Annotated in this window: 14 protein-coding genes; 3 read left to right on the plus strand and 11 right to left on the minus strand. The window is 52.7% G+C overall.

Translation table 11 applies throughout. The annotated features are described in order from the left end of the window. The first annotated feature begins 6 nt into the window (after positions 1-6). Positions 7-2,085 carry a YccS/YhfK family putative transporter gene (locus tag BG55_RS04705; protein WP_034934866.1) on the plus strand — a complete coding sequence of 693 codons (2,079 nt, stop codon included), beginning with the start codon at positions 7-9 and terminating at the stop codon, positions 2,083-2,085. A gap of 28 nt (positions 2,086-2,113) precedes the next feature. Here BG55_RS04705 and argD read toward each other — a convergent pair whose 3' ends face one another. The 3 genes from argD to ppiA all read right to left on the minus strand — a co-directional run bounded on the left by argD (position 2,114) and on the right by ppiA (position 4,672). Further along, positions 2,114-3,334: a bifunctional acetylornithine/succinyldiaminopimelate transaminase gene (gene argD / locus BG55_RS04710; protein WP_034934868.1), complete on the minus strand. Its 1,221-nt coding sequence runs from the start codon at positions 3,332-3,334 to the stop codon at positions 2,114-2,116. Positions 3,335-3,418: 84 nt separating this feature from the next. Continuing rightward, a complete protein-coding gene (locus BG55_RS04715; RefSeq protein ID WP_034934871.1) occupies positions 3,419-3,994 on the minus strand; it encodes an aminodeoxychorismate synthase component II in 576 nt (191 codons plus the stop codon). Positions 3,995-4,099: 105 nt separating this feature from the next. Further along, positions 4,100-4,672 (minus strand): peptidylprolyl isomerase A, encoded by a 573-nt coding sequence (gene ppiA, locus BG55_RS04720; protein WP_034934872.1) that lies wholly within the window; start codon positions 4,670-4,672, stop codon positions 4,100-4,102. 274 nt (positions 4,673-4,946) lie between these two features. On the opposite strand from ppiA, the gene tsgA reads away from it, so the two are divergent. After that, positions 4,947-6,131 (plus strand): MFS transporter TsgA, encoded by a 1,185-nt coding sequence (tsgA, locus tag BG55_RS04725; protein WP_034934927.1) that lies wholly within the window; start codon positions 4,947-4,949, stop codon positions 6,129-6,131. 40 nt (positions 6,132-6,171) lie between these two features. Here the strand turns inward: tsgA and BG55_RS04730 are convergent, their stop codons facing one another. Continuing rightward, positions 6,172-7,452, minus strand: a complete 1,281-nt coding sequence (locus BG55_RS04730) for a cytosine deaminase (RefSeq protein ID WP_034934874.1) — start codon at positions 7,450-7,452, stop codon at positions 6,172-6,174. Positions 7,453-7,693: 241 nt separating this feature from the next. Here BG55_RS04730 and BG55_RS04735 point away from each other — a divergent pair, with 241 nt between their 5' ends. Next, positions 7,694-8,134: a hypothetical protein gene (locus BG55_RS04735; RefSeq protein ID WP_034934877.1), complete on the plus strand. Its 441-nt coding sequence runs from the start codon at positions 7,694-7,696 to the stop codon at positions 8,132-8,134. Positions 8,135-8,174: 40 nt separating this feature from the next. Here BG55_RS04735 and trpS read toward each other — a convergent pair whose 3' ends face one another. The 7 genes from trpS to aroK form a co-directional block, all read right to left on the minus strand. Continuing rightward, on the minus strand, positions 8,175-9,179 hold the full coding sequence (trpS, locus tag BG55_RS04740) for a tryptophan--tRNA ligase (protein WP_034934880.1): 1,005 nt from the start codon (positions 9,177-9,179) through the stop codon (positions 8,175-8,177). A 5-nt stretch (positions 9,180-9,184) separates the two neighbouring features. Next, positions 9,185-9,874 (minus strand): phosphoglycolate phosphatase, encoded by a 690-nt coding sequence (locus tag BG55_RS04745; protein WP_034934882.1) that lies wholly within the window; start codon positions 9,872-9,874, stop codon positions 9,185-9,187. After that, on the minus strand, positions 9,858-10,544 hold the full coding sequence (rpe, locus tag BG55_RS04750; protein WP_034934928.1) for a ribulose-phosphate 3-epimerase: 687 nt from the start codon (positions 10,542-10,544) through the stop codon (positions 9,858-9,860). Before rpe ends, BG55_RS04745 begins: the two co-directional genes overlap by 17 nt. 55 nt (positions 10,545-10,599) lie before the next feature. Next, complete coding sequence (gene dam / locus BG55_RS04755; protein WP_034934884.1) at positions 10,600-11,421, minus strand: adenine-specific DNA-methyltransferase; 822 nt, start codon at positions 11,419-11,421, stop codon at positions 10,600-10,602. 125 nt (positions 11,422-11,546) lie between these two features. After that, positions 11,547-12,620, minus strand: coding sequence for an SPOR domain-containing protein (locus BG55_RS04760; protein WP_034934886.1), 1,074 nt, complete (start codon positions 12,618-12,620; stop codon positions 11,547-11,549). 87 nt (positions 12,621-12,707) lie between these two features. Then, positions 12,708-13,796 carry a 3-dehydroquinate synthase gene (gene aroB / locus BG55_RS04765; RefSeq protein WP_034934890.1) on the minus strand — a complete coding sequence of 363 codons (1,089 nt, stop codon included), beginning with the start codon at positions 13,794-13,796 and terminating at the stop codon, positions 12,708-12,710. Positions 13,797-13,845: 49 nt separating this feature from the next. Then, positions 13,846-14,367: a shikimate kinase AroK gene (aroK, locus tag BG55_RS04770; protein ID WP_034934892.1), complete on the minus strand. Its 522-nt coding sequence runs from the start codon at positions 14,365-14,367 to the stop codon at positions 13,846-13,848. Positions 14,368-14,702 lie beyond the last annotated feature (335 nt).

Below are 14,702 nucleotides of genomic sequence, written 5' to 3' on the forward strand. Positions count from 1 at the left end.
GGAGCCATGTGGCGTAGAATCATTTATCACCCCGAAGTTAATTACGCATTACGCCAGACAATGGTGCTCTGTCTGCCCGTCGCTGTCGGATGGCTGACGGGCTACCTGCAAAACGGATTACTCTTCTCTCTGGTTCCAGCCTGCTGCAACATTGCTGGACTGGATACACCCCACAAACGTTTTTTCAAACGTCTGACCGTTGGCGGCAGCCTCTTTGCCTTTAGTAGCTTTCTTATCCAGTATCTCGGCGAACAGCAGATTCCCCTGCCCGCCATCCTGTTTGTGATGGCCATGTTGCTGGGCGTCACCGGAGAAATCAGTCCCCTGCACGGCCGCTTGTTACCCGGTTCGTTGATTGCCGCTATTTTCACTCTCAGTCTTGCCGGCAGAATGCCCATCTGGCAGCCCCCTGTGCTCTATATACTGGGCACCGTCTGGTATGGTGTTTTCAACTGGTTCTGGTTCTGGCTGTGGAAAGAGCAGCCGATGCGGGAAACATTGAGCCTGATGTATCGTGAGCTGGCTGATTATTGCGAGGCAAAATATTCTTTGCTGACAAAGCTAACCGATCCGGAAAAGGCCCTGCCGCCACTGCTTACCCGCCAGCAAAAAGCGGTGGATTTAATCACCACCTGCTATCAGCAGATGCATATGTTAGCCGCCAATAATCACAATCATCATAAACGGCTGACCCGCGCCTTTCAGGTAGCGCTGGATTTACAGGAGCACATTTCCGTCAGCCTGCACCAGCCGACAGAGGTGCAAAAACTGGTGGAACAAAGCCACGCTGAAGCAGTGATCCGCTGGAATGCCCGAACGATTGCCGCCCGGCTACGCAGGCTGGCAGACGACATTCTTTATCATCGGTTACCTGAACGCTTTACGATGGATAAGCAGTTGCAGGCACTGGCAAAAATTGCCCGTCAGCATCCGGATAATCCGGTCGGCAACTTCTGTTATTACCATTTCAGCCGTATTGCGCGCGTGCTGCGTACTCAGCGCCCTCTTTATCAGCGCGACCTGATGGCGGACCGTCAGCGCAGGTTGCCATTGCTGCCCGCGATAAAAAGCTATCTCTCACTGAAGTCTTCGGCGCTGCGTACCGCCGCCCGCTTCGCGGTGATGCTGAGTTTTGCCAGTTCGCTGGCGCTGTTTTTTGATTTGCCTAAACCTTACTGGATCCTGATGACGGTGATGTTTGTCAGCCAGAATGGCTACAGTGCCACCAGGGTGAGAATTCAGCACCGGGCGCTTGGCACCTTCGCCGGGCTGGTCATCGCTGCCATTACCCTGCGGCTGCATGCCCCGGAATCTCTGGTGCTGTTGATCATGCTGGCAATCACCCTGATCAGCTATCTGTTTATCCGTAAATTTTATGGCTGGGCCATGGTTGGCTTTACGGTCACGGCGGTATATTCCCTGCAACTCCTGTCGCTGAATGGCGCAGATTTTTTACTACCACGCCTGATGGACACGCTGATGGGATGCCTGATTGCCTTTGGTGGTATGGTCTGGCTGTGGCCACAGTGGCAAAGTGGCCTGTTGCGGCAGAATGCCCATGATGCGCTGGGCGCTTACCAGGATGCGCTGCAAATGCTGCTGGGTAGCGAGGAGCAACCAGAGAAGCTGGCATACCAGCGGATTAAAGTTAATCAGGCCCACAATGCGCTATTTAACTCTCTCAACCAGGCAATGCAGGAACCGGGATTCAATACCCGTTATCTTGCCGATATGAAGCTGTGGGTTACGCACAGCCAGTTTATCGTTGAGCATATTAATGCCATGACCATTCTCGCCCGCGAGCATACCATGCTGACGCCATCACTGGCGGAAGGCTATTTACAGCGGTGTGAAATCGCCCTACAGCGCTGTCAGCAGCGGCTGGAATATGATGGCCCAGGCCAGGAAACCGACATCATGGAAGCGAAAACTGAACGTCCGCAGGGCGCGGTGACCATTCTGGAAAGACATGTGCAGCGGATTCTGGGGCATCTTAACGTGATGCACACCATCTCATCACTGGCGTGGGCCAATCGCCCACATCATGGTCGCTGGCTGTCACGGCGTTTAAGAAAAACGGCCTGATTGCGCAGGCCGGTTGGCAGGGGACGTGTTAAGCAGACAACTGTTTTGTTACCGCCGCCGCAAAGCGCGCCATTCCCTCTTCGATATCTGCCGGTTCAATCACCAGCGAGGGGGCAAAACGGATAACATCGGTCCCGGCATTGAGGATCATCACGCCTTCTGCGGCAGCGGCATTGAGAATATCACGCGCCTTACCGGCATATTGCGGTTTCAAAGCCGCACCAATCAGCAGCCCTTTCCCCCGGATCTCACTGAACACATCCAGACTGGCATCGATTGCCTTCAACGCATTCACAAACATCTGGCGGCGAATTTCCACGCCGTTCAGTACTTCTGCGGTATTGATCACGTCAAGCGCCGCTTCGGCTACGGCACAGGCCAGCGGATTACCGCCATAGGTCGTACCATGCACACCTGGCGACATGGTGGAGGCAATCTCATTCGTCGTCAGCATCGCACTGACGGGAAAACCCCCGCCTAACGCTTTTGCCGTGGTCAGAATATCGGGCACCACGCCGTAATGTTCATATGCGAACAGCTTGCCGCTGCGGCCCATACCGCTTTGTACTTCGTCCATCACCAGTAACGCCTGATGTTCATCACACAGCTGGCGCAGCCCCTGCATAAACGCTTCAGTCGCCGGAATGATGCCGCCCTCGCCCTGAATCGGCTCAACCACAATCGCACAGGTATGATCGTCAATGACCGCCTTCACCGCGTCCAGATTGTTAAACGGCACATGGACAATATCTGCGGGTTTAGGACCAAAACCATCAGAATATTTCGGCTGACCACCAACAGAAACCGTAAAAAATGTGCGTCCATGAAAGGCGTTATGGAAAGCGATAATTTTGCTTTTATAAGGCGAGTGACGTTTGGCAGCATAGTAACGCGCCAGCTTGAAGGCCGCTTCATTGGCTTCCCCACCAGAATTGGCAAAGAAAACGCGATCGGCAAAGGTCGCAGCAATCAGCTTGCTGGCAAGGCGCAGGGCGGGTTCGTTGGTGAAGACGTTACTGGTGTGCCACAGGGTTTCGCCCTGGGTTTTCAAAGCATCAACCAGTGCCGGATGGCAGTGCCCCAGTGCAGTCACTGCAATGCCGCCAGAGAAATCGATATACTCTTTTCCCTGTTGATCCCAGACCCGGCTACCCTTGCCTTTGACCGGCACAAATTGTGCTGGTGCATAAACAGGCAAAATCACCTTATCAAACGTCTTCCGTGTTACCGCTAGTTTGTCCGCTGCCATTGACGACCTCATTTTTATACATTACCGAGAATGTGAAATTATAGTCATAAAATATGCATAAAAAATCAATTTAGAGCAACTATTTTACTGCCGCAAAAAATTCTCCAGCAGTTGATGCCCCTGCTCACTAAGAATGCTTTCCGGATGAAACTGAACCCCCTGCACGGGAAGGTGCCGGTGACAAAATCCCATAATCTCATCAGGTTGACCATCACGTATCGACCACGCGGTAATATCAAATTCTGCCGGGAGAGAGTCCTTCTCAACAATCAGCGAATGATAACGCGTCACCGTCAGCGGATGCTTCAGGCCCCGGAAAACACCGACCTCATTGTGCTCAATCGCGGAAGTCTTGCCATGCATCACTTCCCGCGCCCGCACCACTCGTGCACCAAATGCCTGAGCAATAGCCTGATGTCCCAGGCATACGCCAAGGATCGGCAACTTTCCGGCAAAGGTCATAATTGCCGCCAGCGAAATTCCGGCCTCATCGGGTGTGCAGGGTCCGGGGGAAATCACCAGGTGATCCGGGCGCAGAGCAGCAATATCTTCCAAAGTCAGCGCATCATTCCGCCGAACCTCGACCTCTTCTCCAAGCTCACAAAAATACTGATAGAGATTCCAGGTGAAAGAGTCGTAATTATCAATTAATAACAGCATTGATGCTCCACATGGGAAAAGGGGGCACGGTTCTTTACGGAAGTGACCAGCGGGGTGATGACTATATCGCAACAACAACGATGCATAGCCCGCCCCGCAGGAAGGTTAAGGCAGCACTTTAGCGGAGAGGATCACCACCGGCTTCACCGGTACATTCTGGTAAGGGCCAACGTTCTGCGAAGGAACCTGAGAGATCTTATCCGCAACGTCCTGTCCTTTCACGACTTTACCAAATACGGCATAGCCAAAGTCACGCTGACCATGATCGAGGAAAGCGTTATCAGCCACATTAATAAAGAACTGGCTGGTAGCACTGTCCTTGTCTGCGGTACGCGCCATAGCGATGGTGCCGCGTTTATTCAGCAAACCGTTATCCGCTTCATTTTTGATTGGCGCATTCGTCGTTTTTTGCTGCATATCGGTGGTAAAGCCACCGCCCTGCACCATAAAACCAGGAATAACGCGGTGGAAGGTGGTGTTGTTATAGAAACCACTATTAACGTAATCGACGAAGTTTTTAACCGAAACCGGGGCTTTCTGATTATTAAGCTCAAGCTCAATATTACCGGCAGAGGTAGTCAGGAGCACATGCGTGTCTCCTTTCGCAGCCAGCGCAGAAAAGGAGAGCGTGGAGAGAGCAAACACGGTAGCAACCGCTGTTAACGTACGTTTTAGCATGAAAAATTCCTTACTAAGGGCGACAAGCCAAAAAAACCACATTGATTGTAAAGAGGCCCTTATCAACGCGCCAGCGTTTTACTTTTATTTACCTGCTGAGCCTTAAAAAAGGCCTGATTCCCTCAGCGGAAAAAAGTTGATTTACATCACAAATTCAATGCATATGAAACAGAATATTTCATTATTCATTTATGCCGATCACGAAAATCGTTACACTGCCGACGCTTACCGTGGGCGTCCGCCTCACGATCCTTCAGACTCACAGGCATCCACTATGACTAATCGCGATCGAATTGGGCTTACCTGGATCAGTTTCTTTTCCTACGCACTTACGGGCGCGGTCGTCATTGTGACTGGCATGGTGCTGGAAAATATTGCTGATTATTTTCACCTGCCAGTCGCGCAGATGAGTAATACCTTTACCTTTCTCAACGCGGGTATCCTCGCAGCCGTGTTTTTGAATGCCTGGCTGATGGAAATTATTCCCCTTAAACGCCAGCTGATATTTGGCTTTGTCCTGATGGTGCTGGCGGTGCTGGGCCTGATGACCAGCCACAGCCTGAGCGTTTTTTCTCTCAGTATGTTCGTGCTGGGCGTGGTCAGTGGCATCACCATGTCGATTGGTACATTCCTGATTACTCATCTGTATCAGGGACGTCAGCGCGGGTCGCGCCTGCTGTTTACCGATTCCTTTTTCAGTATGGCCGGTACTATTTTCCCTGTCATTGCCGCCGCTCTGCTGGCGCGCGCGCTGCCGTGGTACTGGGTTTATGTCTGCATCGGGGTGATCTATGTCGCGATCTTTGTGCTGGCACTGTGCTTTGAATTCCCGGTTCTGGGTAAGCAGGCGGTAACGCAGCAGACGGCGGAAAAAGAAAAATGGGGCGTTGGTGTCCTGCTGCTGTCGGTGGCGGCGCTCTGTTATATCCTGGGACAGCTGGGCTTTATTGGCTGGGTGCCACAATATGCCACCAAAAATATGGCAATGGACCTGGGCCAGGCAGGTGGGCTGGTCGGCAACTTCTGGACCTCTTACATGATAGGAATGTGGGCATTCAGTGCCATCCTGCGCTTTTTTGACCCACAGCGCATCGTTACCCTGCTGGCCCTGCTCTCCACCTTATTGATGTACTGGTTTATCAGCACCACCGATGCCGCGATGCTGAAGTGGATCATGATAAGCCTGGGTTTTTGTTCCAGTGCTATTTACACCACCATTATTACCCTTGGTTCACTACAAACCCGGATTTCTTCACCCAAACTGGTGAATTTTATTCTGACATGTGGAACGGTCGGTACGATGCTGACCTTCGTGGTTACCGGTCCGATCGTTGAAAGAGGGGGCCCGCACGCCGCTCTTTTCACCGCCAACGGCCTCTATGCGGTGGTATTTATCATGTGTCTGCTGCTCGGTTTTGTCAGCAAACACAAGCTGCATGGTAAGAACGCGGCTCACTAAAGAGTGATGCGGGCAGGCCACCCTGGTCTGCCCGCAGTCATCACCGTTTGAAATTGATCCGTTCGCTTTCATCAAGATAAATGCGGGTTTCTGCCGGTTGAGTTTCCGCAATGACTCGTCCATTACGCACTGACCAGCGCACCGGCACCTGACGGCGTAGCGCATCAAAACCGCTCTCGGCGGGGAGAATGATCAGACTGGCGCGATTGCCGGTCTGAATGCCGTAGTCATTCAGTTGTAGCGTTCTGGCACTGTGAGTAGTAATCAGCTTTATCCCCTCATCCAACTGACCATAGCCCATTAACTGACAGACATGCAGCCCCATATGCAGCACCTGTAACATGTTGGCGGTGCCCAGTGGATACCAGGGATCGAAGACATCATCATGGCCGAAACAGACGTTAATATCGGCCTCCAGCATCTCTTTCACCCGGGTGATACCGCGGCGTTTAGGATAGGTGTCAAAACGGCCTTGCAGATGAATATTCACCAGCGGATTGGCGACGAAATTAATGCCCGCAAGTTTCAGCAGGCGGAACAAGCGTGATGTGTAAGCGCCATTATAGGAGTGCATCGCCGTAGTGTGGCTGGCGGTGACGCGTGCCCCCATTTTTTCACGTAAGGCCAGCGCAGCGACCGTCTCAACGAACCGCGATTGTTCATCGTCAATCTCATCGCAGTGGACATCCACCATACGCTGATATTTCTGCGCCAGGGCGAAGGTTTTATGTAACGATTCGACGCCATATTCGCGGGTGAACTCAAAATGAGGTATAGCCCCAACCACATCGGCACCCAGCTTCAGCGCCTCCTCCAGCAACACCTCACCATCCGGATAGGAGAGAATGCCCTCCTGAGGAAAAGCCACAATCTGGATATCCACCCACGGTGCCATCTCCTCTTTTACTTCCAGCATTGCCCGCAGTGCGGTCAGCGTTGGGTCGGAGACATCAACATGCGTGCGGACATACTGGATACCATTCGCTATCTGCCATTTCAGCGTCTGCCGGGCGCGTTTTTTTACGTCATCATGGCTTAACAGCGCCTTGCGTTCTGCCCAGCGCTCAATGCCTTCAAACAGCGTTCCCGATTCGTTCCAGGCCGGATCACCCGCGGTTTGCGTGGTATCCAGGTGAATATGTGGTTCGATAAATGGCGGAAATGCCAGACCACCTTCCGCATCCAGCGCATCATCTGTCGCCGCATTTTGTGGTTGAGGAGAAATTGAGCTGAACACGCCATCGCGAATTCCGATTTGCCAGAGTCCCTCGCGCCACGGCAAACGAACGTGATTAATCCATTTTAAATTAACAGCCTGCATGGAAACGCTCCTCAATATCAGTGGTATCTGTTAACCATACCACCGATTTCCGCTGCTGCACGGAAGATTGCTGCCCCTGAGTCCCTGAACATCTGCCAATGCAGTAGCAACCGCCAGGCAGGCACAACTGGTGGAAGCGGAATCGGGCAAAAAACGCTGTCATAAACCAACCGCAAGGTTATATATCGCGACGGCATTCTTATCTATACTGATTTTTTACCCGATATCTGAAGGAATTAGCATGAAACGCCTGTGGTTTGCTGTGTTGCTGACTGGAGTCAGCCAGTTGAGTTGTGCCGCCGCGCTGGACTACTCTGCATTACAAGGGCGCTGGCAGGTTAAGGCCGTGCAGGTTAATGGCGACGGCATTCAGGCGGTAGTGGAAAATGACCCTCAGTATATGGGCGCAGAGGTGACTTTCTCTGCGGATAAAATCATCTGGACCAAAGGAACCAAAGATCGGGCCATCGATCCGGCAATCGATAATTGCACCGGTCAGCCCACTCTGACACCTGCCGACCATAACGATCCTGAGATGGGTTATCGGGTAGTAAATGGATTTAATGTGGTATGCGGTAAGCAGCCGTGGGGACCGGGTGCCGTGGTTACCGTACCGGTCAGAAATACCATGACGCTTTACTGGTATGACGGAGCAATTCTGACCATGAAAAAGACAAAATAACCAGAAGCAGAATCTCTCTCCTTCTGGTCATATCTGGTGGTTATGGCTGGGCAACAAATCCCACAGCAGCATAGACTTTGCTCAGGGTTTCCTGGGCCTGTGCCCGCGCTTTAGCAGCTCCTTCGCGCATCACCTGCTGAAGAAACGCTTCGTCATTACGGTAACGGTGGTAACGTTCCTGTAACTCCGTCAACATGCCGGAAACCGCTTCCGCCACGGCCCCTTTCAGGTGACCATACATCTGGCCTTCAAACTGTTTCTCCAGCTCCGGAATGCTCTGACCCGTCACCCCGGAGAGAATATCCAGCAAATTAGATACGCCAGCCTTCTGCCTGATGTCGTAACGGACCACCGGTGGCTCGTCACCATCTGTCATGGCACGCTTGATTTTCTTTACCACTGATTTTGGGTCTTCCAGCAGACCAATGACGTTATTACGGTTGTCATCAGACTTGGACATCTTTTTGGTTGGCTCCAGCAGTGACATGACACGGGCACCGGATTTGGGGATAAACGGCTCAGGAATCTTAAATACCTCACCGTACAGGGCATTAAAGCGTGACGCCACGTCGCGGCTCAGCTCCAGATGCTGCTTCTGATCTTCGCCAACCGGTACCTGAGTGGTCTGATACAACAAAATATCAGCCGCCATTAACACCGGATAATCAAACAGACCGGCGTTAATGTTCTCTTCATAGCGCGCTGACTTGTCCTTAAACTGCGTCATGCGGCTCAGCTCACCAAAGTAGGTGTAGCAGTTAAGAACCCAGCTCAGCTGAGCGTGCTCAGGGACGTGGGACTGAACAAAAATAGTGCTCTTCTCAGGATCGATACCGCAAGCCAGATAGAGCGCCAGCGTGTCCAGCGTCGCCTTGCGCAATGCAGCCGGGTCCTGACGCACGGTAATCGCGTGTAAATCGACAATGCAGTAAATACAGTCGTAATCATCCTGCATGCTGACCCACTGACGCAGCGCACCCATATAATTACCGATGGTCAGTTCGCCGGAGGGCTGTGCGCCGCTAAATACGATGGGTTTGCTCATGAGTTTCATCCTGGTAATGACAGCCCGAGTGCGGGCAACAAATCGTTAAAATGATCGAGTACAAGGTCCGGCTGCGAACTGGCAATTGGCTCGCCGTAGTTGTAGCCAAAAGTCATGCCCACGCAGGGGCAGCCTGCCGAGCGGGCAGCGAGAATATCATTGCGGGAATCACCGACAAACAGCAGCTCATGCGGCAACAAGCCAAGTTTACCCAGCACCAGGAATAATGGCGCAGGGTGTGGTTTCTTTGCCACCACATCATCACCGCCCAAAATCAGCGAGAAGTGGTTTTCAATCCCCAGTGAAATCAGCAGGGGCTGGATAAAGGCGGTTGGCTTGTTGGTGACTATTGCCAGAGGCAAACCACTGGCAGCGAGCGCTGCAAGGCTTTCCTTCACTTCAGGAAACAACCTGCTGCCCGTTTCAACCGTGCGGGCGTAATGCTTATCAAACAACGCACGAACTTCACGTAACTGCTCGTCCCCTGGCGGATGCCCAAGCGCCCAGTGCAAAGCGCGCTCCATCATAATATCGGCACCATTGCCAATCCAGGTTGCAACCCGCGCAACACCGGCAGCAGGTAAACCAGTATCAGTCAGCGCAGCATCTACCGCACTGGTCAGACCCGGCGCGCTGTCAACCAGCGTCCCGTCGAGGTCGAAAGCAACTCCGCGAATGTCAGTGAAATGATCCATGACGTGATTTCTCCAGTTCGGTGCGCATGTCTTCGATTACTTTTTTGTAATCGGACTGACCAAATATTGCTGAACCGGCGACAAACATATCGGCACCTGCCGCTGCAATCTCAGCAATGTTATCCACTTTAACACCGCCATCCACCTCCAGACGGATATCGTAGCCGCTGCGGTCGATAAGCTGCCGGGCCTTACGCAGCTTGTCCAGCGTCGCCGGAATAAAAGACTGGCCGCCAAAACCCGGATTAACGGACATCAGCAGAATCACGTCAATTTTATCCATGACATAATCCAGATAGCTGAGCGACGTCGCCGGGTTGAATACCAGTCCCGCTTTGCATCCGTGCTCTTTAATCAGTTGTAGCGAACGATCAACATGCTCAGAAGCTTCAGGATGAAAAGTGATATAGCTGGCACCCGCTTTTGCAAAGTCAGGAATCAAACGGTCAACCGGCTTCACCATAAGATGCACATCAATCGGGGCAGTAATACCGTAATCACGCAGTGCTTTCAGCACCATCGGCCCCATTGTCAGATTGGGAACATAGTGATTATCCATCACGTCGAAATGTACTACGTCACCACCCGCAGCCAGAGCTTTGGCGGTGTCTTCACCCAGGCGGGCAAAGTCAGCAGACAAAATTGATGGGGCAAGTAAAAACTGTTTCATCCATTTCTCCCAGTTAAGCGCGCCTGTGAAGCCAGGCACGAACTGCATTTGAGGTTCAGCCGCCTTCAAACAGTGCTAACAGCTCCTGAACCTGGGTGCGGCCACTGCCATTGCGACTGATTGAACGCCGGGCCTTAATCTGATGTAGCTGTTGCGCAGCCTGATACCATTCACGGGTCATCGGCGTGTCGTGATTGGAAATCAGTACCGGAATGCGGCTTTCTCGCGCCAGTTTCTCCGCCAGCTCGGCCAGATGTTGCTGCTGCCACAAGCTGAAGCTGTTGGTGTGATAAGAAGTAAAATTCGCCGTAGCCGACAGCGGCGCATAAGGAGGATCGCAGTACACCACCGCCCCTTGCTGCGCCCTGCTCAGGGTAACATCGTATGATTCACAGACAAAGATTGCACTCTGCGAGCGTTCAGCAAACCAGTAAAGTTCTTCTTCAGGGAAATAAGGCTTGTGATAACGGCCAAACGGCACGTTGAATTGACCGCTAAGGTTGTAACGACAAAGCCCGTTGTAGCAGTGACGATTGAGATACAAGAACAGCACCGCACGGCGAAAAGCATCGGTACACTGATTGAACTCTTTCCTGCACAAATAATAGAACTCCGCGTTGTTGCTTTCACGGGTAAAAAGCTCACGGGCACTGACGACAAACTGGTCAACGCGGGTTTTGACGATGTTATAGAGATTGATCAGGTCACTGTTGATATCGGCCAGCACGTAGCGTGGAAAGCGGGTGTTAAGAAACACCGATCCCGCACCAACAAAAGGCTCTATCAGACAGTCTCCTTCAGGCAGGTAACGTTGGATATCATCAAGCAGTGGGAATTTACCCCCTGCCCACTTCAAAAAAGCGCGATTTTTTTTCATGCCGTCGTTTTAGTACAGTTACTCTTCTGGCTGCGGTCATACCAACAGCATATCTGCGCTTTGGATGGTCAGGCCCAACCGTTCAGGCCTGACTTTCATCACTGGCCGAATAAATCCGGCCCCGGTTAGTTTGTTGCTTCTTTCCTGACCTGGCTGACTGGTTTCACCCACGGATTTTGCGCCCGAACTTCAGCTGGCAAAGAGGCAACCGCACGTTTGGCGTCGGCTGGCGTCGCGTATGAACCACTCACTAACACAAACCAGGGTTGACCATTACGCGTGGTTTTATACACGTGATAGCTGCTCAGATTCTGTTTTTTCGCCCATGCATTCAGTGATTCAGAACGGGAAGCGCTGCTCAGCTGCAAAGTATAGCTCCCTGCGGGCACCGACGTGGAGGCCGTTTTTGCCGGGCTGGCTGCCGCATGTGGTTTACTCTCTTTCACCGGCTGAGAAACGGCAGGCTTATGAGTGGCAGCCGGTTTGTTCTGATGCTGAGCCACAGGATGCTGTGATGTTTGCCGCGGCTGGCTGGGGCTGGCCGTCGGCCTGGCACTGGCAGCAGGATGCGAGCCTGGCACTACCGTTGCCGGAGTGGTCGGCAACGAGCTTCCATTATCCTGAGAACCTTGCGCCGCATTATCAACCTGGCCTTGCTGACTGCTTAAAGCACTGTTGAGATCGCCAGGCAATTCAACGCGTTGCTGATTGGCTGGCGTCTGCACGGGAGCCGCCTGAGTCGGCGTTGGCGAGACAGCAGGTGCGCTCAGTTCCTGAGGGTTATTGCCAGTTTGCGGCGACCCGGACTGGCCGCTGATTGATGACGAACCAGAAAGATCGATACTTTTATCGCCGCCATTACCAGACGCGGCAGACGGAGAAGCGGGCTGCTGTGTAGCTGGCTGGCCACTCATTGAAGACGAAGCGGAGAGATCGATATTTTTATCGCCACCGCTGCCTGAATTCGCTGGCTGGGAAGAGGTCGACTGCTGTGCAGACTGCGGGTTACTGGTGCCCGTAGTGTTTAAGGCCGAACCAATACCGATGACCAAAAGCAGCAGAACCAGAATACCAATCCCCATCATCATATGCTGACGGGAAACGGGCACTTTAGGGGCGGAAGACGCCTTGCGGGACCGCTGTGGACGGCGATCGCTGGTATCTGGTTTTAACTCGTCTTCCGGTTTGAACTCGTCCATTCAACCTCCTCCAGTAGATCGGATATGCCGCCCCACACCCTGTGAGCAGCGGTTGCTTCATCAATTAAATCCGGGCCACAGACAGCCTCAGCTTTGCTGACAATCGTTAATGGCAGCCAGAACCGTATCATGCCCGACACCGCTTCGCACTTCTGCTTTGCCGATGGCCACGGGCAGAACCAGACGCAGCTCACCTGCCAGCACTTTTTTATCGCGCATCATATGGGGCAGATATGCTTCTGCTGCCATACTTTCCGGCCCGGTGACAGGTAACCCGGCACGCTGCAACAGCGCAATAATCCGCTGCGTCTCATGTGCCCCAAACTGATTCAGGCGCTCTGCGGTGCGGGCCGCCATGACCATACCTGCCGCCACCGCTTCGCCGTGTAACCAGTTTCCGTAGCCCATGTGTGCTTCAATAGCGTGACCATAAGTGTGGCCAAGATTCAGTAGCGCGCGTTGCCCCATTTCACGTTCATCTGCGGCCACCACCTCTGCTTTAAGTTCACAGCAACGGCGTATACAGTAAGCCATCGCGTTACTGTCGAGCGCCAGCAACGCGTCAAGATTGTTTTCCAGCCAGTGAAAAAATTCGCCGTCCAGAATAATGCCGTATTTGATGACCTCTGCCAGCCCTGAAGCCAGCTCACGACGTGGAAGGGTATTCAGACAATTGATGTCGATTACCACCGAAGCTGGCTGGTAAAACGCACCAATCATGTTCTTGCCAAGAGGATGATTGACGGCAGTCTTGCCGCCAACGGAGGAGTCAACCTGGGACAGCAGCGTGGTGGGAACCTGGATAAACCGGACGCCCCGCTGATAGCTGGCAGCAGCAAAACCCGTCAGATCCCCGATGACTCCACCGCCCAGGGCAACCAGCGTGGTATCGCGACCGTGTGGTCTTTCCAGCAGCGCGGTGAAAACCTGATCCATTACCGCCAGAGTTTTATACTGTTCGCCATCGGGCAGGACCACCTGATCGACGCGAACGCCAGCACTTTCCAGTTGCTGACGCAGGGCGTCAAGATAGACAGGTGCCAGCGTCTGGTTAGTGACCAGCATCGCTCTGTCACCCGCCTTCAACGGCCAAAAAGATGCCGGATCGTTAAACAGTCCGGCAGCAATAGTAATGGGGTAACTACGCTCCCCCAAAGTGACGGTAACCTTCTCCATGAAGCGTATCACCTTAATGACTTTGGCCCGCAGGCGCGGTGAGCCTGATTCAGCTCTTCTCTAACATGTTAATGATTTGATTAGCGACCACTTTCGCACTCTGATCATCGGTGCGAATAGTGACGTCAGCGATCTCTTCATACAATGGGTTGCGCTCATCTGCCAGCGCTTCCAGCACTTCACGCGGAGGAGAATCCACCTGTAACAAAGGGCGCTTTTTATCACGCTGAGTACGTGCCAGTTGCTTTTCGATTGTGGTTTCCAGATAGACCACGACACCACGTGCAGAAAGACGATTACGAGTTTCACGGGATTTTACAGAACCACCACCGGTGGCCAGCACAATGCCCTGCTTTTCGGTGAGTTCATTGATGATTTTTTCTTCGCGATCGCGAAAGCCTTCTTCGCCTTCGACGTCGAACACCCAACCCACATCCGCTCCGGTACGTCGCTCAATTTCTTGATCAGAATCGAAAAATTCCATATTGAGTTGCTGAGCTAACTGACGCCCAATAGTGCTTTTGCCGGCACCCATAGGCCCAACCAGAAAGATATTGCGTTTCTCTGCCATTTTTTTGGTATTACTAAGACAATTCGTTAATGATACCCCGTCCAACCGGACAGGACATGAACTGAAACCTCATGAGCGATAGTGCGAGAGTCAGACGAAAATTATCTCAACACTGAGGGTGTTTTGGCAACCGATTAAATTGACCTTGCCCATCGCGCACACGCCAGGCGCGTTTCATTATGTTAATTGCCAGCCCGATATTGCTGCACCGGCTGCGCTGTTTACGCACGATAAAGAGTGGATAAAGTACCTCCGCGAAACCAGAACCGTGCTTCAAAATCAAAATCGCTAAACCTTGTAAGCTAATTCCGCTCTTGCGTCAAACGCATATGGTT

This window comes from Erwinia mallotivora (genome assembly GCF_000590885.1).
Lineage (GTDB): Bacteria > Pseudomonadota > Gammaproteobacteria > Enterobacterales > Enterobacteriaceae > Erwinia > Erwinia mallotivora.

Excerpts from the sequence above, each read along its gene's own strand:
- ppiA (WP_034934872.1), bottom strand. The coding sequence starts at position 4,672 with ATGCTAAAACGTACGTTAACAGCGGTTGCTACCGTGTTTGCTCTCTCC.
- BG55_RS04715 (WP_034934871.1), bottom strand. The coding sequence starts at position 3,994 with ATGCTGTTATTAATTGATAATTACGACTCTTTCACCTGGAATCTCTAT.
- BG55_RS04705 (WP_034934866.1), top strand. The coding sequence starts at position 7 with ATGTGGCGTAGAATCATTTATCACCCCGAAGTTAATTACGCATTACGC.
- rpe (WP_034934928.1), bottom strand. The coding sequence starts at position 10,544 with ATGAAACAGTTTTTACTTGCCCCATCAATTTTGTCTGCTGACTTTGCC.
- aroK (WP_034934892.1), bottom strand. The coding sequence starts at position 14,367 with ATGGCAGAGAAACGCAATATCTTTCTGGTTGGGCCTATGGGTGCCGGC.
- dam (WP_034934884.1), bottom strand. The coding sequence starts at position 11,421 with ATGAAAAAAAATCGCGCTTTTTTGAAGTGGGCAGGGGGTAAATTCCCA.
- tsgA (WP_034934927.1), top strand. The coding sequence starts at position 4,947 with ATGACTAATCGCGATCGAATTGGGCTTACCTGGATCAGTTTCTTTTCC.
- aroB (WP_034934890.1), bottom strand. The coding sequence starts at position 13,796 with ATGGAGAAGGTTACCGTCACTTTGGGGGAGCGTAGTTACCCCATTACT.
- BG55_RS04745 (WP_034934882.1), bottom strand. The coding sequence starts at position 9,874 with ATGGATCATTTCACTGACATTCGCGGAGTTGCTTTCGACCTCGACGGG.
- argD (WP_034934868.1), bottom strand. The coding sequence starts at position 3,334 with ATGGCAGCGGACAAACTAGCGGTAACACGGAAGACGTTTGATAAGGTG.
- BG55_RS04760 (WP_034934886.1), bottom strand. The coding sequence starts at position 12,620 with ATGGACGAGTTCAAACCGGAAGACGAGTTAAAACCAGATACCAGCGAT.
- BG55_RS04735 (WP_034934877.1), top strand. The coding sequence starts at position 7,694 with ATGAAACGCCTGTGGTTTGCTGTGTTGCTGACTGGAGTCAGCCAGTTG.
- trpS (WP_034934880.1), bottom strand. The coding sequence starts at position 9,179 with ATGAGCAAACCCATCGTATTTAGCGGCGCACAGCCCTCCGGCGAACTG.
- BG55_RS04730 (WP_034934874.1), bottom strand. The coding sequence starts at position 7,452 with ATGCAGGCTGTTAATTTAAAATGGATTAATCACGTTCGTTTGCCGTGG.